The following is a 26,362-nucleotide window of genomic DNA, read 5'->3' on the forward strand; positions in this document are numbered from 1 at the left end:
CGGACCGCCTCCACGTTGTCCGGGGTGCGACTCACAGCGGTCCTGGGTGCTTCGTGTCACCACGCATGCCAGAGCTCACCGTGCCGGTGGCGGATCGGAGGGATATCCACGTCGTCAAGGGCGTGGCCGGCGCGGTGCAATCCGCGGGCCCGCTGGGCTTCGAGCCGGCCTCGGAGCCGAGCCCGACCTTCAGCCGTGGCGATCTCGGCGGAGAACGAGCCCTTTCTGCAGTGGAGCACCGTCGACTGCCAGGAAATGATCCGGCGCAGCGTCTTCGTTGGCACGGGGCGACGGCCTTCGCGGGCGGCCTGGGCCAATTCGGCGTGTGGGTAGCGCAGGTCGTACAGGGACATGGCATCCGATGCGCCGGCTCGGACGCGGAGTCGCCAGGGAGTCGTGCGAACGGTCCTGGACATCAACAACCTCCGTGGGTACCGCTGGGCTCTCCAGAGGTATCTACGGTGGATGCGAAGTGGTCAGCACGACTCAGCCCGTCGTCGGTGAACGATCTACCAGCAGCACAGTAGTCGCGCGGAGGAACGGGGCCGAGTTCTTTTGCTCGCTCGCCCCCGTTGTCAGGTCAGGCCGCCCCGAGGTCCGGGCCGGCGCGTCGAGGTGGACGCTGGTCTCCTCCAGCCGGGCGACGATGTCCTCGCCGGGCCCGTGTACGGATCAGATGCGCGAGTTGCGCACCGACTGCCACACAGCGCCGGCCAGCGCCCGCGTCGCCCGCGGGACCGACAGGTGCTCGTGCTCGCGGTACAGGGCCCAGTTGTACGGCACGAGCGAAAGCTTGTTGGAGGACAGCGATCCCGCCTGATGGGCCCTGTACACCGCGAGCGGCTCAGCCAGGCCCCGGGCGTCGGCGCCGTCCCGCATGATCGACAGCCAGAGGGCGTAGTCCTGGCGCTTGCGCATCTCAGGCATCAGCCTCGTGCCCAGGACCTTGCGGTCGTACATGGCGGTGAGAGCACCGATGTGGTCTTGGACCAGCATGGCGCGGTAGTCCACGTGCTCCCGCGCACGGACCACCCGACCGTTCGGGATCCAGTCGGTGCTTTCGCCGTCGTAGTCGGCGTCCATCTTGAAGTACGAGGTGAACGTCAAAGGCGCGGTGGACTCCGCGGCGAAGGCCAGCTGCTTCTCGGTCTTCCCCGGGAGCCACATGTCGTCGCTGTCGAGAAAGGCGATGTAGTCCCCGCGGGCCCGTTCGATCGCGAGGTTGCGGGCCCGTCCCGCACCACCCCGTTCGGGTGCCGACTCCGGCAGGACGCGCTCGTCCTGCTCGGCGAATTCGCGAAGCAGGTCCATGGAGTTGTCGGAGGACTGGTCGTCGGTGATCAGCAGCTCCAGGTCGGTGTGGGTCTGCGTGAGCACCGACCGGACGGCTGCGCCGAGGGTGGCTGCCGAGTTGTACACGGGCATCACGACAGACACCAGGGGCACAGCACTTCTCCTTGCCAGTTCAGGAACGATGGTCCATTCAAGCACCGCAGTCGAGCAGGAGCTGCCATGCGGACGGTTGTCTCTGGTCAGGGCGACGTGGAGGAGGTGGCCTTCCTCGCGGCTCCGCACGGGTATGACTCAGCCGCCCTGGGCGCATCGAGATCCCCGTCAGGCCACGAATGCCGGTGCGGCCCGTCGTCTTCTGAGGTCACCGTCTAGGCGACCTCGCCGATCCTTCGTGCCGAGACGTTCACGCCGTCGTGGTGGATCGGTGTGCGGGCTCCTCTCAGCGACACACCGGTGCCGCCGCGTCGCACGGCCACGATCTCCGCCGCGATCGACAGCGCCGTCTCCTCCGGTGTCCGCGCGCCCAGATCGAGTCCGATGGGCGACCGCAGGCGGGCCAGTTCCAGTTCGGTGACGCCGGCCTCCCGCAGCCGCTCGTTGCGTTCCGGGTGGGTGCGGCGCGAACCCATCGCGCCGATGTACGCCACGGGCAGCTGCAACGCCCTCTCCAGCAGGGGTACGTCGAACTTGGCGTCGTGCGTGAGGACGCAGAGCACCGCCCGCGAGTCGAGCGCCGTCGCCTCCAGGTAGCGGTGTGGCCAGTCGACGACGACCTCGTCCGCCTCGGGGAAGCGTTCCTTCGTCGCGAAGACGGAGCGGGCGGCGCACACTGTCACGTGGTGGCCGAGCAGTTTCCCGACTTTGACGAGGGCCGACGCGAAGTCGATCGCCCCGAAAACGATCATGCGGGGTGCGGGGACGCTGGACTCGACGAGGAGCGTCAGCGGCCGCCCGCAGCGCGAGCCGTCCTCGCCGAGGACGACGACACCGGTCTGACCTGCGTCCAACAGGGCGTGGGCCTCGCCGGCTGCCGTCCGTTCCAGGCCGAGGTGGCCGCCGAGCCCGCCTTCGTACCTGCCGTCCGGGTGCACCAGGAGGGCGCGCCCGAGCAGTTCGGACGGCCCTTCGGCGACGCGGACCAGTGCCGCCGCCGACCCTTGTGCGGCGGCGGCGCAGGCGGCGGCGAACACCGCGCGGGCGGGCGAGCCGGCCAGGACCGGCGTGACGAGAATGTCGATGACGCCGCCGCAGGTCAGACCGACGGCGAAGGCGTCGTCGTCGCTGTAGCCGAGGCTCTCCAGGGTGTTCTCGCCGTCGATCAGGGCCTGTCGGCACAGTTCCGTAGACCGCGCCCTCCACACCTCCCCCTGAGACCGACCCGATGGCCGTGCCGTCACTGTCGACGGCAAGGGCCGCACCGGGCTGCCGGGGCGAGCTTCCGTTCGTGGCCACGACCGTGGCGACGGCGAACTCACGTCCCTGCCGGGCCCACCGGTCGAGCTCTTCGGCGATGTCCAGCATGGCGGTCTCCTTCGATGGGGGTTCAGGGAATACGCCAGTCAGGCATGGACAGTCGGACGAACCCAATTCCCGCCGCTCATGACGGACCTGGGCCCACTTGAGAGGAACGTGATCGACTTGACGTCCCAGTCCGTGGAACAGACCACGCTGGAGGTCGCCGAGGGTCTGCGCACGGGCCGTTTCGGCTGAACATCCACCGGGCCGGGCCGTGTCCCGACGAACGCATCGACAGAACAGGGAAGTTGTCGGTAGGCGCGGTTCCTTTCCGGATCACGCCAAGGAGCCCGTTTCGCTCGGCCGATAGTTTCAGGCGTTACCGTATCGAATGAAGTAGTCTGGCCTCATGGCCGCTGACGCTCCTCACCGGACCCCCACCTCGCAGGCGACCGACCGGCCCGGGGACACATCGCCTTTCGCTCTCGGCCTGCTCCTGCGCCGGGCGCACTGGCACGCGGCCGCGGTGATGGGTGAGGCGCTTCGGCCGTTCGGCATCGAGTTGCGGCATTTCGCGGTACTGATCGAGCTGGTCAATCACGGGCCCACAGTGCAGCGGGATCTGGTGGCGGCGACGGGCTCGGACAAGGCCGGAATCATGCGCGTTGTGGATGACCTGGAGCGGAAGGGTCTAGCTGTACGTAAGGCCGTTCCGGGAGACCGTCGGGTGCGGGCAGTGGAGATCACCCCTCAGGGCCTGGAGCTGTTCGATGCGGTCCACGTCGCCGCGGAGCCTCTGGGTGAGCGTCTGGTGGCGGAATTGGGGCCCGGAGAGCCTGAGAAGCTGACGGATCTGCTGACCCGGCTTGCCCATCCGGCAGACGACGAGGCGTAACCGCGGGGCGCAACGATTGTCGGCCGCGCCGACACGCTTGATCCTTTGCGGCTTCCCTGGCGAAACCGACCTTGGAGGCCGCCGCCATCATCGGTGTGCGTCGGCCGGGCAACGGGCGGCCGTCCGGGACTGTCGCCGACATCGCAGAGTCGTCCGCACGGGTGCCGCGCCGCATACGGCGCGCTTTGCCGACGGGCCGAACATCGACCCTCCCTCGGCCCGAGCTGTTTCCTGCCCTCAGGCGTAGATCACCACGCCCTCCCGATGCTGCTCCTCCCAGGCCTGCGGCCGGGGCCTGCGGCCGGGGCCTGCGGGAGGCGGCTGTGACCGAGAACCAGGGCCAGAGGTGCGCCGCGAGATTGTTTCACTTGATACGGTTATGAGTGATACCACCTTGAATGTAGCGAAGATGGACCCGTTGAGCAGATGGAGGCGGGCGGTCATGGACGTCTACGAGGCGGTCACGAGCCGACGGGCGGTGCGCGCGTTCACCGACCGGCCGATACCGAGGGAAACTCTGGAGCGGGTGCTGTCCGCCGCAGCCTGGGCGCCGTCCGGATCGAACATCCAGCCGTGGTACACCTACGTGCTGACCGGGGCGCCGCTGGCCGAACTAAAGAAACGCGCCGGCGAGCGCCTGGCCTCGGGAGACCCCTGGGACGCGCCGGAGTACGAGATGTATCCGCCGGAACTGAAGTCTCCGTACCGCGAGCGTCGATTCGCCTTCGGCGAGCAGCGCTACGGTGCGCTCGGTATCGCGCGCGGGGACCTGGAGGCGCGCCAGCGGGCGGCTGCCGCGAACTGGGACTGCTTCGGCGCGCCCGCCGCCCTGTTCTGCTACATCGACAAGGACATGCGTCCACCCCAATGGGCTGATGTCGGCATGTATCTCCAGACCGTCATGCTGCTGCTCCGCGCTGAAGGGCTGCACAGCTGCCCGCAGATGTCCTGGGCGAAGTACCACAAGACCGTCGCGGAAGTTCTGTCACCCTCGGATGGACTCATCCTCTTCTGCGGCATGTCGATCGGTTTCGAAGACGTCACAGCAAGTGACGCCCGTACCGGCCGGGCGCCGCTCGAAGAGACGGTCACCTTTGTCGGCGGTCCCTGATTCCGTCGCTCATCGGTCGATCAACAAACCGTTTCGTACCACATCCACGTAGTGACGCATATGCCATATTGCGCACGTAATTCCCACGAAAGGCATGCCATGAAGATCGCAGTCATCGGCGGCACCGGACTGATCGGGTCGCAGGTCGTCAAGAAGCTGAGCGCCGCCGGACACGAGGCCGTACCGCACTCGAAGTCCACCGGAGTCGACGTCCTCAGCGGCCAGGGGCTGGACGAGGCGGTGGCCGGAGCCGACGTCGTCGTCAACCTGACGAACTCCCCCACCTTCGACGAGGCCTCCCCGGCCTTCTTCCAGACCTCGATGGACAACCTCCTGGCCGCGGCCCGCAAGGGCGGCGTCGGCCACTTCGTCATCCTGTCGATCGTCGGCGTGGACCAGGTGCCCGAGCTGGACTACTACCGCGCCAAGGTGCTCCAGGAGAAGATCCTCGCGGCCGGGCCGGTCCCCTACTCGATCGTGCGGGCCACGCAGTTCATGGACTTCATGGACGCGGTCATGTCCTGGACCGCCGACGCCGACACTGTCCGGCTGCCCGCCACGCCCATCCAGCCCATCGCCTCCGGGGACGTGGCCGACGCGGTGGCGGAGGTCGCCGCCGGCACCCCGCTGAACGGCATCCGCAACATCGCAGGCCCCGACGTCTTCACCCTGGACGAGCTGGGCCGGATCACCCTGTCCCACAAGGGCGACCACCGCACCGTCGTCCTGGACCCCACCGCCGGCATGTTCGCCGTCGTCAAGGGCGACGTCCTCACCGACAGGAACGCCCACCTCGCCCCCACCCGCTACACCGACTGGCTCTCCTGACCGCCCCGGCTCTCCGGGCGAGCCCGACCCGGCCCGGCAGTAGCCACAGGAACACCCCGCTGCGGTCCCCCGAACCCCGGTCAGCCGGAGGGCGGGGGACTCGCTCACATGGTGCGATGCGGTCTCGCTGCCGAGGGCTTCCGGATTGTGGCGGCCGCCGACGGGAGGCAGTGTGGTCTCGAGACCGTTTGGGCGAGGCGGAAGGCACACGGCCTCTCACAGGAGCGGGCTGTGGCTTGTGCTCATCGCGAAGCGAATTGCCTGAGCCGGGTCACCAGCGACCTTGGTCACCGCCGAACGAGTGGGTGGGCACACCGGTCCGGAACGTGTTGGCCGACGCGAGATCGTCCATTCCGGGGGGCTTACGGAGGTGTGGTGCATGTCGGAGAAGGACTCAGCGCACGGGACCGCCCACCAGGTCTCCTTGCCGCCCGAAGTCAAGTTGTTGCAGGAAGTCACTCCGCCCTTCTTTCCCGAGGGTGGTTCGGGTATGACCATCGTCGTCGACTGGCCTCCCGGTCACCCCGGGCTCCCTCCGCATCGCCACTCGGGCCCGTCGTTCGGCTACGTGATGGAAGGCGCGGTCCGGTTCGAGCTCGAGGGCGAGCCGGAGCGTGTGGTCGAGGCCGGTGGGACGTTCTGGGAGCCAGGCGGTGACGTGATCCACTACCAGGACGGCAACGCGCTGTCGGACGCTCCGACCAAGTTCGTGGTGACCATGGTGTGCGCGCCGGGTCAGCCGATGCTCAGGCTGGTCGACGAGGAGGAGCTGAAGGAACGGGCGCACCTGCGCGCCCCGCGCCCCTCCGAAGGCTGAGTCGCGAGATCGACAAGGGTGCCGAGCTGGACTGGGCGAATGGCCGACAGGGAGGCTAGGCGGGTGGAGACGCTTCCCCCGTGACTCCCCCGGGCTTCTCCGCGGTGTCCGGCGCGGCTCCTGGCCCACCTTCCGGCTGGCCCCTGCCGGCGCGGAAAGGGAGGTCAGCGGCCTCGCGTGGCCTGTTGATTCGATGCCGGCGAGCCGCTCGCCGGAAGGTGATCCTCTGCCCACAAGAACAGAACGGCCAGGGGGACGAGGAAGGCTTTGCCGTGCGGGGAGAGTGCGTAGTGGGTTCGCGACGACAGCCCGGGCCGGACGTCCTGTGCGATCAGGTCGATCGCGGTCAGCTCCTGGAGGCGCTGGGTGAGCATGCGGTCGCTGATACCTGGGACGCGCTCGCGTATCTGTGCGAAGTCGGCCGGGCCTTTGGCCAGAGCCATGAGGATCAAGCCGTTCCAGCGCCTGCTGAGCAGGGCGAAGGCCCGGGTGATGGCCGAAGTGCCCTCGGTCGACTGCGATGGTTCGAACCGGCGCACCGACTGAGGGTGTTGCGGAGTGGTCATGGTGTGTGTCCGTTTCGGCACGGCGCGAGGCATCGCGGTTTCAACCGGTTTCAACACCTCGCGCACTGCTTCCTGGTCGTGTTCGTGTCGGGAGTCGGCCCATGTGCCCGCCGGGCCGCGCCCCTGGGTGGCGGTGCGGCCCCATGGAGGGGGCACCCTTGGTGATGTCGGTGATGTCGGCCTTTGCGGACGGCCGTTCCCTCGGTGTGCTGATTGCGCGCGTTGACAGCCCGGACCGCGTTCCCCCTCCGGCCAGGACACATGACGTCCGAGGCAGCGAAGGCCAGGGGACAGCCGTGCGTCAGCGCCTCATGCGCCTGCGACGCCGGGCCGAAGTCCTCGGCGGCCAGGGCCTGATGGCGCGGATGAGGTGCTCGGCGTCAGCCGTCATCGTCATGGCGACGGGCGTGGGCGTGCGCGTGACGCCGGACCGGCAGAGCCCCGCCGGATCGCGGCAAAGCCGGGAGCAACTCCCCGGAAGTCGTCGCACTGGACTTCGCGCCGCGGGCCTCTCCGGTGACCCAGTGGCCGCACATGACTGCTGTGAGCCCGCAGACACTCCACAGAGCCAGGACGGCGAGATGGCCGGCACCGGAGTTGCCGTCGAAGTACGTGGTGTCGCGGAGCAGGCTGGCTCCGGCGCCGGGGGGCAGCCACTGGCCTATGTGGTCCACGCCCTTGGGGAGCATCTCCGGAGCAGAGGTGGCGCCCGAGAAGGCGTTCCCGACGAAGACCATGACCGCGGCGCTGAGCCCAAGGCCAGCGGGCCCGAGGAGTCGGATCACGCCGGCTGCGGTGGCGCTGACGGAGAGCAGGTCGAGCGACAGGATCGCCCACGTGGCCACGTGATTGCGGGGTAGCGCCCCGAGGAAACCCTGGGCCACGAGATAGACACCCAGGCCCGCGACGGCGCATGCGACGAGAAGTGTCAGCACGCGGTGACGCGGGCGTGCCAGGCCGCGAGCCATCGTGACGAACGCCCCGATCAGGATGCCGCAGACGGTGAGCGGGAAGACCACTGAGCTGAACACCGCACCCCGAGGGTCCTCTGTGGCGACGGGCACCACGTCGACCGCCTTCACCAGGATCTCCGCAGGGGAATCAGCACCGTCGGCTCCCTGCCGGGCGGCGGCCTTCTGCTGGGCAGCGCCCGGCGGGGCGGCCGCGTGCTTGCGGGGCTCCGCCGGGGAATGCGCACCGGCGGCCTTCTGCTGGGCGATCTGCTGGGTTGCCTTGTCGGCCAGCTGTTGTCCGACGTCGGTCAACAGCTGCGCCACGGAAGGGCTGGCGGCGGTGGCCTTCAGCACGGTGACGCCGTGGCCGGAGATGGCGAGGGCGCCGTAGACATCCCGGTTCTCTATCGCCGACCGCGCGGCCTGCCGGTCGGCATAGAGGTGGAAGTCGAACGCACCGGGCTTCGCACGGGTCAGTGCCGCCACCGCGTGCTGGCTGGCCGGTCCGGTACCCACGATCCCGACCGGGACGTCACGCGGCGAGATCCGCCCCGCCGGCCAGGCGAACGCCATCACCGCCAACGCGATCACTATGGGCAGTGCCACGGCGGCGATGGCCACTTCCCGCCATGCCGGGTGTCCTGACAAGGGGTTCCTCACAACCCGCCCTCTCATAAAAAAGAACGATCGTTTTCTTAGGAACCCCAGTGTGGCCCTCGGCGCCGACAGGCGTCAACACGAATGTTCGTTTTCTTTGTTAGCCTGGCCTCATGCCCAAGGTCACCCAGCAGCACATGGACGCTCGCCGTGAGCAGATCCTGGACGCGGCGCGCCGCTGTTTCCTCCGTGACGGTTTCCACTCCACGTCCATGCAGGACCTGTTCGCGGAGGCGGGGCTGTCGGCGGGTGCGGTATATCGGCACTTCACCAGCAAGGACGAGATGATCCTCGCGATCGTCGAGGAGAACATGCGCGATGTCCTCGACATCACGCTCGCCGTCGCCACGAAACGGCAGGGCCAATCCATGGGGGCGGTCATGGCGGAGCTGCTCGACGTGATCCGGGCCAAGTCCGCCGAGGAGGACGTGGCCGGGCTCGCGGTTCTGGTCTGGGGAGAGGCCATGCGCAACCGCTCGCTCGCGGGCAAGCTCGACCAACTCATGGGCCGCATACGCGCCAATCTGGTCACCGTGGCGCGTTGCCAACAGGAAAAGGGCGGTCTTCCCACGAACGTGACGGCCGAGGCGATTGCTTCGACGATGCTCTCCGTCCTCCCCGGCTACATCCTCCAAGTGGCTCTGCTCGACCCGGCTGTTGTGGCCGAGGTCCCTGACGCGGTGCGGGCGTTGTGGCCGGGGCCGGCCGGTGAGCGCTGAGCGGTCTCGCCGCGTGCAGGGCCGCACGCGCTGATCACACGTGGGACATCCGCGGGCCGAGGTGGGACCAGGTCATTCGGAAGGCGTCGAGCCAGTCGTTCAGCTCGCGTGCCGGACCGAGCATGGGAGCGGCGTCTGGGCGAGGCTTCGCCGCTCATGGGTGCGGGATGGGCAGTTCCGCCCAAATGATCTTGCCGTCCGGGGTGTAGCGGGTCCCCCAGCGCAGAGCGAACTGGGCCACAAGGAACAGTCCGCGGCCGCCTTCCTCGCCGGCCTTGGCCCGTCGCAGATGCGGGGCGGTACTGCTGTGGTCGGCCACCGCGCAGGCGAGTCGGTTCTCGGTCCGGATGAGGCGAAGCTCGACGGGGCCACGGGCGTGCCGGATGGCATTGGTGACCAGCTCGCTGACGATCAGTTCCGCCGAGAAGGCGAGTTCGTCCAGCTTCCACTGGTCAAGGCATTCCCCGGTCAACACGCGGGCCCTTCGCACGGACGTCGCATGGAAGGCCAGGTCCCACGCGGCGACACTCTCGGCGGGCAGCGGCCGGGGCCGGGCGACGAGGAAGGCGACGTCGTCACGGGGGCGATCGGGCAGCAGGGCACGCTCCACGGTGCCGCAGATGTCCTCCAGGGGGCGGTCGGGGTGAGCGAGGGCGAAGCTCAGCCGTTCCAACCCGGTGTCCGCGTCACCGTCCGAAGCCGTCAGCAGGCCATCGGTGTAGAGGGCCAGAACGGAGTCCTGCGGGATCTCCACCTCGGCCGACTCGAACGGCAGCCACCCCATACCCAACGGTGGTCCGGCCGGTATGCCGAGGAACTCCACCGGCTTGTCCAGATGGGCGAGGGCCGGTGGCGGGTGGCCCGCGCGGGCGAAGGTGGCGCGGCGTGTGACAGGGTCGTACACACCGTACAAGCAGGTGGCGCCGACCACGCCCTCGACTCCCGACGGGTTCGCTTGCTCTGCCTCTTCGGCCAGGCGATTGACCAGGTCGTCCAGGTGGTAGAGAAGTTCCTCGGGCGCCGGGTCCAGGTCGGCCAGGGTGTGCACCGCCGTCCGCAGGCGTCCCATGGTGGCTGCGGCGCGGATGCCGTGGCCGATGACATCGCCGACGACCAGTCCCACGCGGCCGCAGGCAAGGGGCAGCACATCGAACCAGTCGCCGCCCACACCCGCCTCGGTGTCCGCGGGCAGGTACCGGTAGGCGGCTTCCACGGCCGCCTGAGTGGGCAGCTTGGGGGGCAGCAGGCTTCGCTGCAGGGTGAGCGCCGAACTGTGCTCGCGATGGAACCGGCGCGCGTTGTCGATACAGACGGCGGCACGTGCGGCCAGCTCCTCCACCAGCAGCAGGTCTTCCCCCGCGAAGGCAAGGGGATCGCGCCAGCGCATGAGGGTGGCCACGCCCATGGTGACTCCGCGGGCCCGGAGCGGAACCACCATGTGGGAATGGATACTCAGCTTGTGCATGCGCGCACTCCGCGCGGGGGCGTCGAGCAGCCAGGGGCTGGCCGGGTCCAGGACGGCGTTCAGTACAGGCGCGCCGGTCGACAGGCACTGCCACTGCGGTGAACCTGGGGGGTAGTCGACCTCGTGCCCCGGCACGACGACGGCTTCGGGCACGTCCTCCCGGACCGAGCGGTGGACGACCCGGCGCAGGTCGCCGGGCCGGCCGGCATCCGTGACGTGGGGTTCCCGGCCGGCCAGTACATCGCCCATCAGGTCCACGGCGGTGAAGTCGGCGACCCCTGGCACCAGGACCTCGGCCAGTTCCCGCACGGTGAGTTCGAGGTCCAGCGTGCTGCCGATCACGGCACTGGCCTCGTTCAGCAGCACCAGCCGGCGCTGGGCTTGGTGCAGGTCGGTGACGTCCACCGATTCCTCGCAGACTCCCAGCGGCCGGCCCTCCTCGTCCTGCAGCCGGTAGTAGGAGAGCGACCAGACGTGTTCACGGCTGGGATCCGACGGGGGACAGCCTCGGTAATGCACATCCACGACGGTCCGCCCCGTGTCGAGCACCTCGCGCATGATCTGCGTGACCGAGGGCGGGTGCCGCGCGGAGAGCACCTGGCTTCCCGGGTACAGCTCGTCCTCGCTGCGCCCCAGATACTGCGCGAAGGGTCCGGGCAGCTCCAGCCGCGCCGCCTGGTTCGCCCATGCGACCCGCAGGTCGGTGCCGTAGATCGTCAGACCGACCGGAGACTGCGTTGCCACTCCATGCAGCAACGCCTGCTGCAGCTGCCACTCCGCGAGCAGCTCGGCGTCCGTCAGCAGCAGCAGAGTGGCGGGGCCGTCGACGGTGTCGGGGAGGCTGCGGCACTCGACCGCCACCCGCACGGCACGACCGGAGCGGTGACGCAAGGTGACCTCACGGACCCGGTGAGACGTACAGTCGGGGCTGTGCCACGCATCGCCCTCCCCCACCGGGGCCTGCGCCGACACCACACCGACCGGACGGCCGAGGATCTCTTGCGCCCGGTAGCCAAGCAGTCGATCGGCCTCCGGACTCCACCCGGTCACCACTCCGTTGTGATCCAGTACGACGGTGGCGGCCCGGGTGACCCACAACGGGTCGCCGCGGCCGGCAGCCACGGGCCCGTTTGATGGTGTCTTCATCTCACGTCCGTTCTCGCGAGCCCGTGTCGCCTGGCACATGGCCGCCCCCTACTCAAGGATCGACCCACAGCGGGTGCGGCACAAACGCCCGCACAGGGCGGTGGAGTCGCCGGCTGAACCGGCTGCGAGGCCCCATCCGCTCGCAAGACCCGGCTCGCGAGGCTCCTCTTCTTCATCTCGGCGCGTGTTCACCGAGCCGATCGCGCCCACCGGACCGACGCCCGCCACCGGCTCCGCCGCGCTGAGGCTCGTACTCTCCCGCTCGTGCCGCCCCGTCTCACGTGTGAGGGAGGACGGGATCAATGTGAGACTGGGCAGGAAGAGGTGATCCCCGTGTCGGACCCCCCACACGCGCCCGCCGATACCGCCCCCGCCGTCGACGAGAATCGGCTCGAACAACTGATCACCGAGGCGCAAACGGCCCTGCCGTTCGAACTACCCGCCCTTGCCGACCGATGCGCGTCGGCCCTCGGGCTGGGCTCCGCGCAGATCTACCTCGCCGACCTGCAACAACGGCTGCTCATTCCACTCGACGAAGCCTTGGAACCGCTGCCGACGGACCACTCCTCGGGCGGCTGGGCGTACCGGACGGTTTCCCCTCGGGTGGTGGATGCAGGTGACAGCTTGATCATCTGGATGCCTCTGATCGACGGTGCGGAACGTCTCGGCGTGCTGGCGGTGAACGCCGCCTCGCTCGACGGGCCGCTGATGCGCCGCAGCCGGATGCTGGCGAGTCTGTTCGCGATGCTGATCACCTCGAAGCGCGCCTACAGCGACTGGCTCGCCGCCCGTACCCGCACGGCGGCCATGGGATTGCCCGCCGAGATGCTGCGTGCCTTTCTGCCGCCGCGCACCATCGGCAGCAGAAGCTGCGTCTCGACGGCGGTCCTGGAACCGGCGTACGACGTCGCCGGCGACGCGTTCGACCACTCGGTGGTCAAGAACGTGCTGCACACCATGATCCTCGACGGCATGGGGCACGATCTGGTCGCCGGCCTGACCACGTCGGTCGCCATGGCCGCGGCGCGCAATGCCCGCCGCGGCGGTGGCGACCTGACCGACGTCGTCGGCTCCGTCGACCAGGCGCTCGCCCAGTGGCTGCCCGACCACTTCTGCACCGGTGTCCTGTGCCGGCTCGATGCGGAGACCGGGGTGCTGCACTGGGTCAACTGCGGTCACCCCCCACCGCTGCTGATCCGTGCGGAGCGGGTGCTCGCCGGGGCGCTGGACAGCCACCCGCAACCGCCGATCGGTCTGGCCGGCCAACTGGTCCCAGCCGCCCGGCAGGTTCACGAGACGAAACTGGAGCCGGGTGACTGCGTCCTGCTGTACACCGATGGGGTCGTGGAGGCTCGCGACGCGGACGGTGCGGAGTTCGGGCTCGACCGGTTCACCGACTTCATCATCCGCTCCAACGCCGCCGGCGAGCGCCCGGCCGAGGTACTCCGGCTGCTCAACCACGCCGTCCTGGACCACCAGCGCACACAGCTGCGGGACGACGCGACCATCCTGCTCTTCGAATGGCGCCCGCAGTATCAGTGACGCGGGACCGCGCTGAGCCCGCGATCATCGTCGGACGCAGCGCCTCTTGGCCGGCCCGCGCCTGCCACACGCCGAGCAGTTCGCCGTTCCCCTCCAGGGGCAGGTCAAGGTGCTCGGCCGTCCCGATGAACGCCGGCCGATCAACCGCTTCCTCGCCGTACCGGCAGGTCAAGCCCGGCGCCCTCCGCCCGTGATCTTCAGTGGTTCCCCCGACGTCTTGCAGCCGCACCCGTCCCCGCCGGCGGTCTTCGGCCCGCAGGAACAGTCGCGGCGCCGGCCGAGCCACCATGTCCCGGCGGCGAGCACGGCCAGGACGACGGCGAGGGCGGGCAGCCAGCCCACCACCGCCCCGGCGCCCGCACCGACGACCCCGGCTGTGACCAGGACCGGCAGAGCGCAACACGCCACGCAGGCCAGAGCGGCGAGGCCGCCCAGGGCTTTCGGTGCCCGGTGGGGGCGCGGGTCAGCAGCAGGGTCCGGCATGACGGTTCTCCTCGGCGAGGCCGGTGAAGGGGATGGGGCAGCAGGAACTTCCGGCACAGACGGTCAGGTCGTCGCACCCGGCTCCTACGGCAGCGGCCAGGGCGTTGCGGATGGTGGTGAGGTCGGCGATCTTCGCATCGACCTCGGCGAGTTTCGCCTGTGCCCGCTCCTGGAGCCCCCCGACGGGGCGGCCGTGTCGCTGACGGCCCGCCTCCAAGAGCTCGGCGACCTCCTCCAGCGTGAAGCCGAGCCGCTGCGCGGCCTTGATCACCCGTAGCGTGGTCACCGCCTCCTCGCCGTAGAGGCGGTGGCCGCCGTTGCTGCGTTCCGGCTCGGCCAGCAGACCGCGCCGCTCGTAGTAGCGCAGGGTCTGGAGGTTCACCCCGGCCGCCTCGGCGACCTGCCCGCTGCGCAGCCCGGCGCTCACCGCTGCCCTCCGGCGACGGTCCGCACGGCCAGAGCCTCCAGCACCGCGGCGTGCCGCTGGTCCACCGCGATGTCCAGGCCGATCAGGTCCTCGGCCGAGGTGACGGTGAAAGTGAAGAACGAGCAGCAGCAGCCCTCCCGCTCCGCCAGGTCCCGCACCCGTTCCTCGACGCCCGGTCCGCCGGCCAGGTCCAGGTGCAGCCGCAGCGGCTCAGGCCGCGACAGCGCGGTCAGCCGCTCCGTGAACAGCTCATCCCACTCCGCGACCCGCAGGGGCCGTTGCTCGGTGGGCAGCGTGCAGGACTGCGGTACCCACGCCAGATCACTACTCATCGTGCTCACTCCCGTCGTCATGTCCCCCGAGGGGGAACACCTCGGACGGTAAACCTGTACCCAGGTACCGGTTGCAAGCCCCGATCAGGGACTGGACCGACCATTCCTGGCGCCGCTCCCCCGGTTCGCATGCGCTGGAGGAACTGTTGACGGGCCGGCGGCGATCCGAGCTCCCACGGGGGCCAAGACCGAGTACCGGGAGATTCGTCAGGAAGGCATTCGATGCTTCCTCCGCTGGAGGGCGACTGGCACCGGCTGCAAGGCCAGCACCTCGAGGCTGGACGACGACGGTGCGTGGGCCGGCTGCGGCCTCGGACGGAAGGTCCGGCCGTCGCGATGCGTCATGACGGCGTATCACCCGGCCGTGCGCGCCGGTCGAGATCATTGGCCGAAGTCTCCAGGGTTCGTCGAGATGCCGTCAGGGTCTGATCGACCTGTGCTGCGCGCATGGGTACGGCCGCCCCGGTCCCTCATCCGGCATGCGGGATCAGAGCTGAGGGCTGAGGATGGAGGAGGAGAGAGTCCCCGCAGCAGTATGCAGGCTGCGGGCCATCGCGCACGGCTGACGGTCCCAGGGGCTTCGGGGGCCGGGCGCCGTCCCGTCTGCGCCACTCCACCTTCAGCGAAAGACGCCGACGAAGGACGCCGCCATGGCCGTGCTCTTCTTCGACATCGGAGCGACACTCGCGGATGTCAGCTTCGAAGCCGACGGTTCCCTCCGCTTCAGCCCCAGGCCCCGTGTACTGGACGTGCTGGATCACTTCGCGGACGTACGCAAGGGCATCATCTCCAACCCGGGCCCCGGCCAGGGTGCGGCCGAGCGCGCCGCGGCGGCCCTCGACGAGGCGTTCGCCGGGCAGTTCGCGGACGACCGCCTCATCCACTGGGGCCCGAAGACCAGCCGGGCCATATTCGACGAGGCCGTCACGAGCGCGGAAGGCACAGCCGACGGCTGCGTTTTCGTCGGAGAGGACCACGACGAGCGCGCGTTGGCCCGTACAGCGGGCATGCGGACCGCGGCCCACCCCGTGTTCGCCCAGGCCGCCGTCGACAACCGCCCCGTCCTCTGGACGAGGATCGGCCTGCCCCAGGGCCGTACCCTCGCCCAGCTGGAGGCGCTGGCGAACGGCACCGAGGTGGTTCCCGTGCACGTCGCCTCCGACCGGCTCGTGCTCGCCATGGCAACCACGCTCGGGGCCGAGGTGCTTCAACGAGGCGGCTTCATCACCGACTTGCGGGGCAGCGTGGAGGACACCGCCGCCTTCCTGGTCCGGGACGACCGGCCAGTCACGATGCCCGAAGGCTTCACGGACGCTTCCGACGAGTCCTCAGCGGACACCGAGACGGTCCTGCGTGCCGCGGCGGCGTACGGCTTCGTCTGCGCTGAGGTGGCGGGGAAGGCCCCGCCGGTCGGCTCGCTCGGGCCGGCCCCGGGCGGCGTCTATGTGGCCGCCCCCGCTGGTACGGCGATTGAGCACGTACACCCGCCCGGCGCGCGGCCGGGCCACACCGAACGCCTCCTTCCCGACCCGGCACTCCTGTCTCGTCCCGGCGAGGTGCAGACCGAGGAGTTCGCGGTCGAGGGGCTGGCCGAGGGCTCCGGGAACGGTGTCCCGTCCCCGGAGACCGTCGCCGCGGTGCGAGCGGCCGTGACGCCGGAGGCTCTGCGCGGCCATGTGGCGCGTCTCTCCGGCGTCGACCCGCTGGTCGCCGGGCAGCCGGGGAAAGTCCGTAGCCGTGACGCGTCGGCCGCGGACAACGCGCGCGTCGTGGATGCGCTGAGCCTCCGCTTCCAGGAGCTGGGGCTGACGGTGCGACGACATGCGTTCCGATGGCGGGGACACCGCCTGTTCAATCTGGAGGCGGAGCACCGGGTCGAGGGCGCGGACTCCGCCGTACTCGTCACGGCGCATCTCGATTCCACCGCGGCGAGCGGCCACTTCGTCGATGCGGACGGGCGGCCCCGCCCCTACGATCCGGCGGTCGACCCAGCGCCCGGCGCGGACGACGACGGCAGCGGTACCGCGGCGGTGCTGACCGCGGCCGAATGCCTTCGTGCACTCATCGCGGACGGCAGGCAACCGACCCGCACGGTGCGTTTCGTCCTCTTCAATGCCGAGGAACAGGGGCTGGTGGGCAGCAAGTTCTACGCACGCGCCGCCGCGGCGACGGGCGACCGTATCGTCGGTGTCCTCCAGATGGACATGATCGCCGGTCTGCAGAGCGGCAGCGCGCCGACGGTGGAGATCCATGCCGGCTCGTCCGTGCCGGGACCGGTCGTGGGCGCGTCCGACGCGCTAGGCGACCTGGTCGCACGAACCGTCCGGGAGATCGCCTCCGACGTGACGGTCCAGCAGCTCACGGGCGCCGACGACCCTGCCGTGGGGCGCAGCGACCACGCGAGCTTCCATGAGCGGGGATGGGCGGCCGTCGCCGTCTCCGAAGACCTCTTCTCGTCCCCGCAGGGCACACCGGGGACCGGCACCCGGCAGTACCACACGCCGGGCGACACCATCCTCGACGAGGACCACGACACGCAGTTCGCGGCCTCGATCGCCCGCTGCGTCACGACGACCGCCCTGACGCTCGCCGGGCTGTAGAACAGCCTTGCCCGCCCGGCGGGTCTGGGTGACTCCGGCTTCGCGCAGGATCTGCCAGTGGTTGGACAACGTCGATCTGGGCACGTCCACGCCGTCCCGGCTGCACGCGCTCTCACCGTCCTCGGGGCCAGTGGGGCACCCCGGCGATGCGGACGTGGACTTGGCGGCAGTGCTGCACGCCCTGGGCGATGGGAGGCGAGCGCACGATCAGCACGCGCCTGAATGGAACGTCGCGTACGTCGAACCCGTCTCACGAGGCGCATCAGGTAACTGTCGCGGTCACCCGCCCGCCGGAGACTCCTCCGGCCTCTGACCATGGGTGACCGCGCATGGGGGAAGGAAGAGAATAGATGAGGTCAACGGGCACCCGGCGACGCCTTGCCGGAACCGCGGCCGCGGCCCTGATCGCCGGTGCGGGTGTCCTCGCGGCAGCCCCCTCGGCGATGGCGAAAGCCAACGTACTGACCATCGAGAAGGTGTCGCTCCAGAAGCCGGACGTACAGGTGAAGGTCGCCTACTCCTGCGATCCCGGCCTGGATCACCAACTCGTGGCCAACGCGCAGACGCTGGGCACCCACGACGTGGCGACAGCCGCCGGCACCATCAAGCGGGACAAGCTCATCTGTGACAGCAACAGCCACCAGGCACAGGTGAACATGCGCCCGGCCACGGGTTCCCACTTCGTCAAGGGGAACAAGGTCAAGGTCACCGTCTTCTACTTCGACAGCGACGGCTTCAGCTACGCCCGCGAGGACGCGGCCGTCGTCCTGTAGAGGGCCTCGCACCCTGGCACGGCGTCTTCGGGCCCTGCCTGCAGAAGGTCCCCCGACGCTTCGCCCAGTGGAGCCGTGCCCTTGTCCGGGCACGGCTCCTCCGCGTACTCCCGGAGGAGCCCGGTAGCCGCGGAGAGCGGTCAGGCCCGCGCTCCCGAGGACGGAGTAGGCCGATCGAGTGACGACGGCACTGGCCGGCCGGATCAGGACCGCCGGGTCGGTCCGTTCAGACGGACGACGACGATGGCGATGTCGTCGTCGGCCCCGCTGGTGAGGTCGAGGCGGGCGAGGAGGGCGTCGGCGAGGTGTTCGGCGCCGAACTCGGTGCAGGCGGCGAGCGTCGAGGTCAGGCGGGTCAGACCGACGTCGATGTCCTCACCCCGGCGTTCGATCAGGCCGTCGGTGTACAGGACGAGGGTGTCGCCGGGGGTGAAGCTCACGTTGGCCTGGGGGCGGGGGACGTGCTCGGGGCGGGCGCCCAGCGGTGGGTCGGTGGCCTGGTCGAGCAGCTCGCAGGACCCGTCCGGGTGCAGCAGCACGGGCGGAGGGTGGCCGGCGCTGCTGTAGATGAGCAGTTGGCTGTGGCAGTCGATGAGGACCTGGACGGCCGTGGCGGCCAGTGCTCCCTCGACCGAGCGGGCGTAGAGCCCCAGGACCTCCAGTGCCTGGGCGGGACCGTGGACGGTGCGGGTGGCGGCGCTCAGCGCGCTGCGGAGCCTGCCCATGACGGTGGCGGCCATCAGCCCGTGGCCGACCACGTCGCCGACCGCGACGGTGAAGCGGTCCGCGGGCAGGTCGACGGCGTCGTACCAGTCGCCGCACACGTTCAGTGATCCGGTCGCGGGCAGATAGCGCACGGCGATGTCCGGGTGCCGGGCCAGGTCCGGGGAGTAGAGCATGGCCTCTTGGAGGGCGACGGCGATGCGCCGTTCACGGGCGTGGGCTTGCCGCAGTTCCTCGTTCAGCTGCTGCAGTTGCCGGGCCCGGGCGTACAGCTCGGCTTCCATGGCCGCCTCCCGGCCGGGGCTGATCGTCTGCGGGTGCCCCGTGCCTCGGGCGCGGACGACGTCGGTCATGTCCTCGGACCGGTGGATGATCCAGGCGACCTTTCCGTCCGGGTCGAGGACGGGCACATTGATCGCGGTCCACCACCGTTCCTTGAACACCTCGGGGTTGCCGGCGATCGGGATGTCGTACTTCTGCAACGCCATGTGATCCGTCTGGCGTGAGGACAGGACGCGGTGCAGTGAAGCCTTCAGCGTCGCCACTCCGTCGGCCTCCGCATCGGCGGGGTTGTCCGGGAAGACATCGAAGAGGTACTGCCCGAGCAGCTCGGCCTGGCTGCGTCCGGTCACCTCGCAGAAGGCCACATTGGCGTCGGCGATCACCAGGTCCGTGCTGAGCACCAGGCACGGGCTCGGAAGGGCTGCGAACACCCCTGCGTAGTCGGTCTTCGGTGTCACACGCTTTCCTGCCAGTCGCTCGCTCTTCAATCTACGAAAGGTGCAGCTCCCGCGCCTGCCGAAGCCCTTCGCGAGCCGCGGTGCAGCCGCGTACGCCCTGCGGGCGTGCGGATGCGCGTCGCGGTCGGGAACCGCCTGCTTCGAGCTGTTACTGGCTGGTAATCGGAGATCAGAGGCCGCTTCGAGGGGCCTTTGGGTTCAGGAAGGCGCGTCGGCCAGGACTTCGACCTTGCCGGTGTCGAGCGAGTAATAAGCGCCGACCACGGCCAGGGCACCCTTTCCGACGAGGGGGGCGAGGTCGTGGTTGGAGCGCAGTTTGGTGGCGGTCAGCTCGACCTGGGCACGTGCCATGGTCTCGACCGGGTCGGTGCCGCCTTTCCGGGCTGCCTGGTCGTACGCCGGCTGCAGAGCCTTGACGATCGCCTGCAGGTTGCCGGGCAGCGGTTCGCCGTCACGGATGGACTTGTACGCCGCCTTGACGGCGCCGCAGCGCTGATGCCCGAGGACCACGATGAGCAGGGTGCCACTGGTCATGGGCCCGTACTCGACCGAACCGGTGACCACCGGGCCGATGGTCTCCCCGCCCGTGCGCATCACGTAAAGATCGCCCAGTCCCGTGTCGAAGAGGAGTTCAGGCGGTACTCGGGAGTCGATGCACGAAAGGATCGCCCCGAAGGGCTGCTGCTCCTGGGCGACGAACTGACGCCGGTTCGGGTCGCGGTCGGGGTGCTGCAGGTCTCCGCTCACCCAGCGCTCGTTGCCTTTCATCAGTCTCGCCCATGCCGCGGAGGGTGTGGTCGGACGCGGGCTCGGCGAAGCGTCGGCCGCAACCGGGGAGGCTATGATCGACGAACACCCCGAGAGGGCGGCGGTGGCGCACGCGATTCCCCCGGTGAGCAGTGCTCTACGGTCCAGGCGTCCTGCTCTGTCCATCGGCCGTTCCCCTCGTTGCCGCTGTACCACGTCCCCGCGTCACCACCGGGGAAAGTGTTCAGCGTGGGGCGGATGGTATGGAGCAGGCACAAGCGGGCGGGCGTCACGTTGCCACGGACAGCCCACATCCGAGCCGGCCGCGATCGACCCTCTGCTGCCATGTGCCGTGGGTCAGCGCCGTGGAGTCCGGGGCCGCGCGTGTGCGCCCGGTCGGGGGCCCAGCGTGGCGCTCAACCATGATCGACGCACACGATTACCGCGCAGCGGGGCGGTCCGACGCCGAGCCGCCTGTTCTCCCTGCTCCGTCGAACCGGAGTTCGGCACACCGGGGCGTATCCCGGCGCACTTCGATGGCGTGAATTCCCTTGCAATTTAACACCGTTGACAATGGGTCCGGCAGACGGAGAACTTGGACGAGTCGACGAACTCCGGAGGTGGCTCATGACCCAGCTGCGTGTATCGTTCGAAAACCTTTATGTCTTCGAGGACGAGGAGGCCGGTGACACGCGAATCGGCCTGTACGGCACCGTCACCGGCACCGATGGCGTCGAACTGGGCTCGTTCCGCTGGAACCATCGCAACGGGCCGGTCGAAGACAATTTCGACTATCCCTTGGATGGGGATCCCGCCCTGCCGAGCGTACTGCAATTCGATTTGAACGGTACCGCACGCGTCTCCGTCAAGGCCTACACCGACAACGACGTGCAGTGGCCGGACGAGGGGCACCACGAGAATTTCCTGGGTGAGGCCGAGGTCCTCATCGACAACCGCGACCCGGCTACCCTGGGGCGTCTGCTGATCGGGCCGACCACCACCGACAACGGTCATCCGGGCATCGTCGTCACGGCGAACGCGCAGGCCGTCCCGCCGGCCCAGCGTTCCCATGTCCGGCTGGTCTGGAAAGACCTGGTGCTGATCAACGACGAGAACAGCGACTTCACGCACATGGCCCTCTACATCCGAGCCCAGGGCCACACCGATCCGACCGATCGGGAACTGCTCCGCTGGAACAACAACGGGGACCGGGTCTACGACGAAGCGCTCTTCCCACTCTCGTACGGCACCCCCACGACCGTCTTCGACCTGGTGATGGACGGACCCACGCGCTTCTTCATGGAGGCCTACAGCCACGACGACGACCTCTGGCCCAGTGCCGAGAGGTACGAGAACTTCCTCGGCCGGGCCATGTTCGTCATCGACCCGGCCGAACGGGCGACCCTGGGCAGTCTCCTTCTCGGCCCCACGCAGACCGACCAGACCCATCCCGGCTACCTCGTCACCCTCAGCGCCGAGGTGCTGCCTCCCGACGCCACGCCGGACCTGCAGATCACCGGCGTCGAGGTCACCCAGGCCGTCCAGGCCTTCCACTCGCCCGTGGCCCCCGACAACGCCGTCCCTCTCGTCGCGGGCCGCACCACCCTGGTCAGGGTCTACCTGGACTCCGGCGTCAGCCCGGAGGAGGGCGGGGGCCTGGTCACCGGAGTCACCGGCACCCTCGACCTGAACAACGGCGCCTACAAAGCGACTCCTCTCGCCCCGGTCACGGCCAGGCCGGCGGACGCCGTTCAGCGCACCGAACTGGGCCACACGCTCAACTTCCGGATCCCCGCCGACCGGCTCGTCCCGGGCAAGGCCCGCATCCTCGTGCAGGCCTCGGTGACCGGTTCCGTCAGCAACCCCGTGGAACTCCTCCTGGACGTCTTCGCCGCGCATACGCTGGACATCCTGATGGTCCGGGTCGAGACCGACACTGTGCCGGCGCCCGGCGACGCGGAGTACATCACCGCCGTGAACCGTCTGACGCAGGTGTATCCCATCGCCGAGGATCCCGCGAAGAGCATCCGGTACTGGCTCCTCCCGGGCAACGAAGTCATCCACACCTCCCGCGACTTGGGCACTCTGGCGGGGATGAAGCACTTCCTGAACGACCTGGAGGACGTGCAGGAGGAGTCGGCCGACTACAAGAAGCTGTACGCACTCGTGGACAGGCGTGCCCACATGGAGCGGGTCGGCGATTCCAGGAGGGAGGACAACGTTGCCTTCGGGTACTCCGATCTGACCAGTTCCGTGGCGCACGAACTGGGCCATGTCTACGGCCTGGATCACGCACCGTGCGGTCCGCAGAACGACAAGCCCGGGAACACCGACGCGAACTACCGGCCGCCGGACGGCTCGATCGGCGATGTGGGCGTGGATCCGGTCCGGCTCGACGTCTACCCGGCCACCGTGCCCGACCTGATGAGCTACTGCAGGGCCCCGGGTGCGACCACTCCCTACGACCAGTGGATCGGCGTGCACCACTGGAGCCGGCTGCGCCTCTTCCTCGCCGAGCATGCGGCGCAGCGCGCCGCACGGACCCCGCGTCCACCGCTCGAACTGGCCGCCACCACAGTCCCCACGAGCGTGCCGTTCCCAGGCCCCTTCGTCCGCGTCCGCGGGAGTCTGTCGGCCTCCGGCACCGTGAGCTGGAGTCCGGCGCTGCGCACCGCCACGGAGCCTGCCTCCGCTCGTGCCGCGTCCGCACAGGGCTACGAGGTGTCCTTCGAATCAGCCACCGGCGAGATCCTGGCCCGCGCCGCGACCGAGCCGCGGTTCCAGTCCGCCACCCAACCCGAGGCCACGTTCACCGCCCGGCTGCCCTATCACGAGCACACCCGCCGCATCGTCCTGAGACTGAACGGCACCGAGCTCGGCGCTCTCCGGGTGCCACCCGCGCCGCCACGGTTCGCCCTGCTCGCGCCGGCCGCTCATCCGCAGATCGACACCGAGGGGATCCTCCACCTGCGCTGGCAGCAGGTAGGCGGCGACACCGACACCGATCCGCCTGCCACGTTCTTCGTGCGGTTCTCCCATGCGGACGGCGGCATCGTCCTGCGGCCGGGCGTCGGCCTCACCGGCGATTCCTACGACCTGGACCTACGTGCCCTGCCCGGCCATCGCCGGTGCTTCGTCCAGGTCATCGCCACCAACGGCTACCACACCGCGTACGTTCAGACCCCGCCCTTCTCGCTGCCCCTGCGGCCTCCGAGGTTCCTGCCGGCGAACTCCGACGGCCCCCTGCTGCACGTCCAAGGCCACTCCCCACAGCACGGCCCGCTCACCGGCCCCGCCCTGACCTGGCAGGTCGACGGTTCACCGGCATCCGTCACGGGCGGCTCCCTCGAGGTGCGCTCCCTCGGTCCGGGCACCCACCGGCTGGAGGTGACCGCGACGGATCCGGACGGGCTGACGGTCACCCAGCAACTGGGGAGGTACGACGGTACGACAGGCCTGCGCGTCTCGCCCGGATCGGGTCTCTAGACCTGTCCGGGCCAGGCTTCGGCGGCCGGTGCGGGGCGAGGACCATCTGCCCACGCCGGCCGCGCCGGTGACTCCAGAAGCCGGTGACTCCAGAAGCCGGCGATCCGGAAGCCGGTGATCCGGATGACGGCGCATGAGGCACCGGTGAGAGGCCACGCGGCCCGCTATTCCCCCGCCCCTGACAGCGCCGCGGGGGCGGTGAACAGTGCTTGGACGGAGGCGCGGACCTGGTCGGCGACCACGTCGGGGCCAGAGGTGTCGAGCTTGCCATCGAGGTGCAGGAACGCCAGGCCGTGGACGAGGGCCCATACCGTGGTCGACAGCGCCTCCGCGTCGGCGCCTGGGAAGGCGCCGCGGACGATGCCGCGGAGGTATTCCGAGATCGCGGTGGTCGCGGCGACCCGTTCCTCGCTGTTCGGATCACAGGGCTCCGCGAACATCACCCGGAACAGCGCCGGGCGCTCCAGCGCGAAGCGGACGTAGGCGACGGCGACCGCCGCGAGCTCGTCGGGAGTCGTGGGTGCGGGATGCGCCGCGGCAAGGTGTTCGGCGAGTTCGCGGTAGCCCTGCGCGGCGACCGCGGAGACGAGCGCGTCACGGTCCGCGTAGTGGCGGTAGGGAGCCGTCGGTGACACGCCGGCCCGCCGGGCCACGGCCCGCAGGGACAGCCCGGCGCTGCCGTCCTCCTCGAGCAGTTCCCGCGCGGCGCGCAGACAGGCGGCGCGCAGATCGCCGTGGTGATAGGTGCCGCCCGCTTGCGACATACCTCACCCTCCCTCATGTTTACGTTGCTTACATCGCTGCTCTAATGTGAACGCCGCATACATGGTAAGCGACTGAAATGGAGTGGAGAACTCGGATGACCAGCGAGCTGTTCGCGCCCTTGTCCCTGCGCTCGGGGCACGTACTGAACAACCGGATCGCCAAGGCGGCCATGGAGGAGAACATGGCCGGCGTCGGCCAGCTCCCGGACAAGGAGCTGTTCGGTCTGTACCGGCGCTGGGCCGCCGGCGGCACCGGACTGCTGATCACGGGCAACGTCATGGTCCACGCCGAGGCACTGACCGGCCCCGGCGGCGTCGTGCTCGACGAGGCCGCGCCGCTGGAGCCCTTCGCCGAGTGGGCCAGAGCCGGCAAGTCCGGCGGCGGGGCGATCTGGATGCAGATCAACCACCCCGGCCGCCAGATCGGATCCGACATGCCCGGCGTCGTATGGGGCCCCTCCGCGGTCGCCGTCGACCTGGGCAAGCACAGCAGCCGCTTCGGCCGCCCCGTCGCCATGACCCCCGAGCAGATCCAGGCCACCGTGACCCGGTACGCCGTCACGGCCCGGCGGGCCGAACAGGCGGGCTTCGACGGCGTGGAGGTCCATGCCGCGCACGGCTACCTGCTGTCGCAGTTCCTGTCCCCCTTGGTCAACAAGCGCACCGACCGATGGGGCGGATCACTGGAGAACCGGGCCCGGATGCTGCTGGACGTCGTTCGCGCCGTACGCGCCGCCGTCTCCCCGTCCTTCGCGGTCGCGGTGAAGCTCAACTCCGCCGACTTCCAGCGCGGCGGCTTCGACGCCGACGACGCGCGCCAGGTCATCGCGATGCTCGCACCGCTCGGCGTCGACCTGGTCGAACTCTCCGGCGGCAGCTACGAGAGCCCGGCGATGTCGGGCCGCCCCGCCGACGAGCGTACCCAGGCCCGTGAGGCGTACTTCCTCGACCTGGCAAAGGACCTGGTCACGACCAGCCCGCTGCCGCTGATGCTCACCGGCGGCATCACCCGGCGCCACACCGCGGAACGAGTCCTCGACAGCGGCGTGGCGATCATCGGAATGGGCACCGCCCTCGCCGTCACCCCGGACCTGCCCGACCGCTGGCGCCAGGGCCGCGAGGCCGACGAGCGGCTGCGTCCGGTCACCTGGTCCGACAAGGCCCTCGCCTCGGCTGCCGGAATGGCCCAGGTCCGCCACCAGATGCGCCGCATCGCCCGCGGCAGCCGCCCCACGCCCGGCACCCACCCGGCGTTCGCCCTCATCTCCGAGCAGCGAAAGCAGCGACGGGCCCTGCGCCGCTACCGCGCCTGGCTGTCCGCGTCACAGGGCGCCGCGTAGGCGTGCCACCGGAAGGGCCCCAGGTGCTCATCGCTCACCGCGACCACCTGGGGCCCTTCCGGTCGATCGCCGTATTGCCCGTCGTGCCGACCGGCGGCATCACTCCCTCGTCATCGCCCGGACGTGCCGCTCCGGGAGTGCGCGTGACCGTCAGGGACGAGGCTCGGCGGGCATCCCCCACTGAGCGCGTGGCAGGCCGACGCCCGGACGGCCCTTCGCGGGCGGCGACGGCCCGGCCGCGAGCCCCGCCACCGGACCAGACGCCGGCATTGAGGCCGTACGGCGTGGCATCGGCCTGCGCGATCGCCTCGTCGACACTGCTGCTCATGGAGCGTCAGGTCGGGGGCGACATCGGCGAGGATCGTCGGCTCGTAGAACAGCGGCCCCAGGTCCGGCCGCGCCTTTCCGCCGACGAGGACGGTGGCGCCCTTGGTGACGGCGTCGTCGACGTGCGCGGTGACGGTATGACGAACGCGTCGACGAACCGGTTGCGGATCGCC

The 26,362-nt window shown here is 69.7% G+C and carries 21 protein-coding genes and 2 pseudogenes; 10 read left to right on the plus strand and 13 right to left on the minus strand.

Annotation, left to right across the window (positions count from 1 at the left end; all coding sequences use genetic code 11):
- Positions 1–56 precede the first annotated feature (56 nt).
- The 3 genes and pseudogenes from FHS34_RS10020 to FHS34_RS10030 all read right to left on the minus strand — a co-directional run bounded on the left by FHS34_RS10020 (position 57) and on the right by FHS34_RS10030 (position 2,814).
- The gene (locus FHS34_RS10020) at positions 57–353 is read right to left on the minus strand and encodes a hypothetical protein (RefSeq protein WP_184963385.1); all 297 of its coding nucleotides are present in this window, start codon (positions 351–353) and stop codon (positions 57–59) included.
- Positions 354–672: 319 nt separating this feature from the next.
- Complete coding sequence (locus tag FHS34_RS10025) at positions 673–1,446, minus strand: glycosyltransferase family 2 protein (RefSeq protein ID WP_184963388.1); 774 nt, start codon at positions 1,444–1,446, stop codon at positions 673–675.
- Between the two features lie 215 nt (positions 1,447–1,661).
- A pseudogene (locus FHS34_RS10030) lies at positions 1,662–2,814 on the minus strand (XdhC family protein).
- A gap of 343 nt (positions 2,815–3,157) precedes the next feature.
- Between FHS34_RS10030 and FHS34_RS10035 the strand changes: the two are divergent.
- The 4 genes from FHS34_RS10035 (at position 3,158) to FHS34_RS10050 (ending at position 6,399) form a co-directional block, all read left to right on the plus strand.
- Positions 3,158–3,643: a MarR family winged helix-turn-helix transcriptional regulator gene (locus FHS34_RS10035; RefSeq protein WP_184963390.1), complete on the plus strand. Its 486-nt coding sequence runs from the start codon at positions 3,158–3,160 to the stop codon at positions 3,641–3,643.
- Between the two features lie 442 nt (positions 3,644–4,085).
- On the plus strand, positions 4,086–4,754 hold the full coding sequence (locus FHS34_RS10040) for a nitroreductase (protein ID WP_184963392.1): 669 nt from the start codon (positions 4,086–4,088) through the stop codon (positions 4,752–4,754).
- Between the two features lie 99 nt (positions 4,755–4,853).
- Complete coding sequence (locus tag FHS34_RS10045) at positions 4,854–5,582, plus strand: SDR family oxidoreductase (RefSeq protein ID WP_184963394.1); 729 nt, start codon at positions 4,854–4,856, stop codon at positions 5,580–5,582.
- A gap of 379 nt (positions 5,583–5,961) precedes the next feature.
- On the plus strand, positions 5,962–6,399 hold the full coding sequence (locus FHS34_RS10050) for a cupin domain-containing protein (protein ID WP_184963398.1): 438 nt from the start codon (positions 5,962–5,964) through the stop codon (positions 6,397–6,399).
- A 164-nt stretch (positions 6,400–6,563) separates the two neighbouring features.
- On the opposite strand, the gene FHS34_RS42440 is transcribed toward FHS34_RS10050, so the two are convergent.
- Positions 6,564–7,031 carry a winged helix-turn-helix transcriptional regulator gene (locus FHS34_RS42440; RefSeq protein ID WP_184963401.1) on the minus strand — a complete coding sequence of 156 codons (468 nt, stop codon included), beginning with the start codon at positions 7,029–7,031 and terminating at the stop codon, positions 6,564–6,566.
- 314 nt (positions 7,032–7,345) lie between these two features.
- Positions 7,346–8,539: an ABC transporter permease gene (locus tag FHS34_RS10060; protein WP_184963403.1), complete on the minus strand. Its 1,194-nt coding sequence runs from the start codon at positions 8,537–8,539 to the stop codon at positions 7,346–7,348.
- Positions 8,540–8,688: 149 nt separating this feature from the next.
- Between FHS34_RS10060 and FHS34_RS10065 the strand changes: the two genes are divergently transcribed.
- Positions 8,689–9,294 carry a TetR/AcrR family transcriptional regulator gene (locus FHS34_RS10065; protein ID WP_184963406.1) on the plus strand — a complete coding sequence of 202 codons (606 nt, stop codon included), beginning with the start codon at positions 8,689–8,691 and terminating at the stop codon, positions 9,292–9,294.
- Between the two features lie 154 nt (positions 9,295–9,448).
- On the opposite strand, the gene FHS34_RS10070 is transcribed toward FHS34_RS10065, so the two are convergent.
- Positions 9,449–11,944: a SpoIIE family protein phosphatase gene (locus FHS34_RS10070; protein ID WP_372478546.1), complete on the minus strand. Its 2,496-nt coding sequence runs from the start codon at positions 11,942–11,944 to the stop codon at positions 9,449–9,451.
- Between the two features lie 294 nt (positions 11,945–12,238).
- Here FHS34_RS10070 and FHS34_RS10075 point away from each other — a divergent pair, with 294 nt between their 5' ends.
- Entirely contained in the window at positions 12,239–13,447 is a 1,209-nt protein-coding gene (locus tag FHS34_RS10075; RefSeq protein WP_225817400.1) for a PP2C family protein-serine/threonine phosphatase, read from the plus strand.
- Between the two features lie 168 nt (positions 13,448–13,615).
- On the opposite strand, the gene merT is transcribed toward FHS34_RS10075, so the two are convergent.
- The 3 genes from merT to FHS34_RS10090 are packed head-to-tail and all read right to left on the minus strand — an operon-like array spanning position 13,616 to position 14,689.
- Positions 13,616–13,930, minus strand: a complete 315-nt coding sequence (merT, locus tag FHS34_RS10080; RefSeq protein ID WP_184963410.1) for a mercuric ion transporter MerT — start codon at positions 13,928–13,930, stop codon at positions 13,616–13,618.
- On the minus strand, positions 13,911–14,357 hold the full coding sequence (locus tag FHS34_RS10085) for a MerR family transcriptional regulator (protein WP_184963412.1): 447 nt from the start codon (positions 14,355–14,357) through the stop codon (positions 13,911–13,913). The genes merT and FHS34_RS10085 overlap by 20 nt, the downstream gene beginning before the upstream one ends.
- The gene (locus FHS34_RS10090; protein ID WP_184963414.1) at positions 14,354–14,689 is read right to left on the minus strand and encodes a hypothetical protein; all 336 of its coding nucleotides are present in this window, start codon (positions 14,687–14,689) and stop codon (positions 14,354–14,356) included. Before FHS34_RS10090 ends, FHS34_RS10085 begins: the two co-directional genes overlap by 4 nt.
- Before the next feature lie 650 nt (positions 14,690–15,339).
- Between FHS34_RS10090 and FHS34_RS10095 the strand changes: the two genes are divergently transcribed.
- Together FHS34_RS10095 and FHS34_RS10100 are read left to right on the plus strand one after the other, a co-directional pair.
- Positions 15,340–17,289: a M28 family metallopeptidase gene (locus tag FHS34_RS10095; protein WP_184963416.1), complete on the plus strand. Its 1,950-nt coding sequence runs from the start codon at positions 15,340–15,342 to the stop codon at positions 17,287–17,289.
- 350 nt (positions 17,290–17,639) lie between these two features.
- Positions 17,640–18,062 (plus strand): hypothetical protein, encoded by a 423-nt coding sequence (locus FHS34_RS10100; protein ID WP_184963418.1) that lies wholly within the window; start codon positions 17,640–17,642, stop codon positions 18,060–18,062.
- Between the two features lie 203 nt (positions 18,063–18,265).
- Here FHS34_RS10100 and FHS34_RS10105 read toward each other — a convergent pair whose 3' ends face one another.
- A complete protein-coding gene (locus FHS34_RS10105; RefSeq protein WP_184963420.1) occupies positions 18,266–19,525 on the minus strand; it encodes a SpoIIE family protein phosphatase in 1,260 nt (419 codons plus the stop codon).
- A gap of 198 nt (positions 19,526–19,723) precedes the next feature.
- Positions 19,724–20,272: a carbonic anhydrase gene (locus tag FHS34_RS10110; protein WP_313148995.1), complete on the minus strand. Its 549-nt coding sequence runs from the start codon at positions 20,270–20,272 to the stop codon at positions 19,724–19,726.
- Positions 20,273–20,899: 627 nt separating this feature from the next.
- Here FHS34_RS10110 and FHS34_RS10115 point away from each other — a divergent pair.
- Positions 20,900–23,758, plus strand: coding sequence for a hypothetical protein (locus tag FHS34_RS10115; RefSeq protein ID WP_184963424.1), 2,859 nt, complete (start codon positions 20,900–20,902; stop codon positions 23,756–23,758).
- Positions 23,759–23,922: 164 nt separating this feature from the next.
- Here FHS34_RS10115 and FHS34_RS10120 read toward each other — a convergent pair whose 3' ends face one another.
- Positions 23,923–24,522 carry a TetR/AcrR family transcriptional regulator gene (locus FHS34_RS10120; RefSeq protein WP_184963426.1) on the minus strand — a complete coding sequence of 200 codons (600 nt, stop codon included), beginning with the start codon at positions 24,520–24,522 and terminating at the stop codon, positions 23,923–23,925.
- Positions 24,523–24,617: 95 nt separating this feature from the next.
- Between FHS34_RS10120 and FHS34_RS10125 the strand changes: the two genes are divergently transcribed.
- Positions 24,618–25,862 (plus strand): NADH:flavin oxidoreductase/NADH oxidase family protein, encoded by a 1,245-nt coding sequence (locus FHS34_RS10125; RefSeq protein WP_184963428.1) that lies wholly within the window; start codon positions 24,618–24,620, stop codon positions 25,860–25,862.
- A gap of 217 nt (positions 25,863–26,079) precedes the next feature.
- On the opposite strand, the pseudogene FHS34_RS42445 reads toward FHS34_RS10125, so the two are convergent.
- A pseudogene (locus tag FHS34_RS42445) lies at positions 26,080–26,326 on the minus strand (aldehyde dehydrogenase family protein); the annotation flags it as partial.
- Between the last annotated feature and the right edge of the window lie 36 nt (positions 26,327–26,362).

This window comes from Streptomyces echinatus, assembly GCF_014203595.1.
GTDB classification, from domain to species: Bacteria; Actinomycetota; Actinomycetes; order Streptomycetales; family Streptomycetaceae; genus Streptomyces; species Streptomyces echinatus.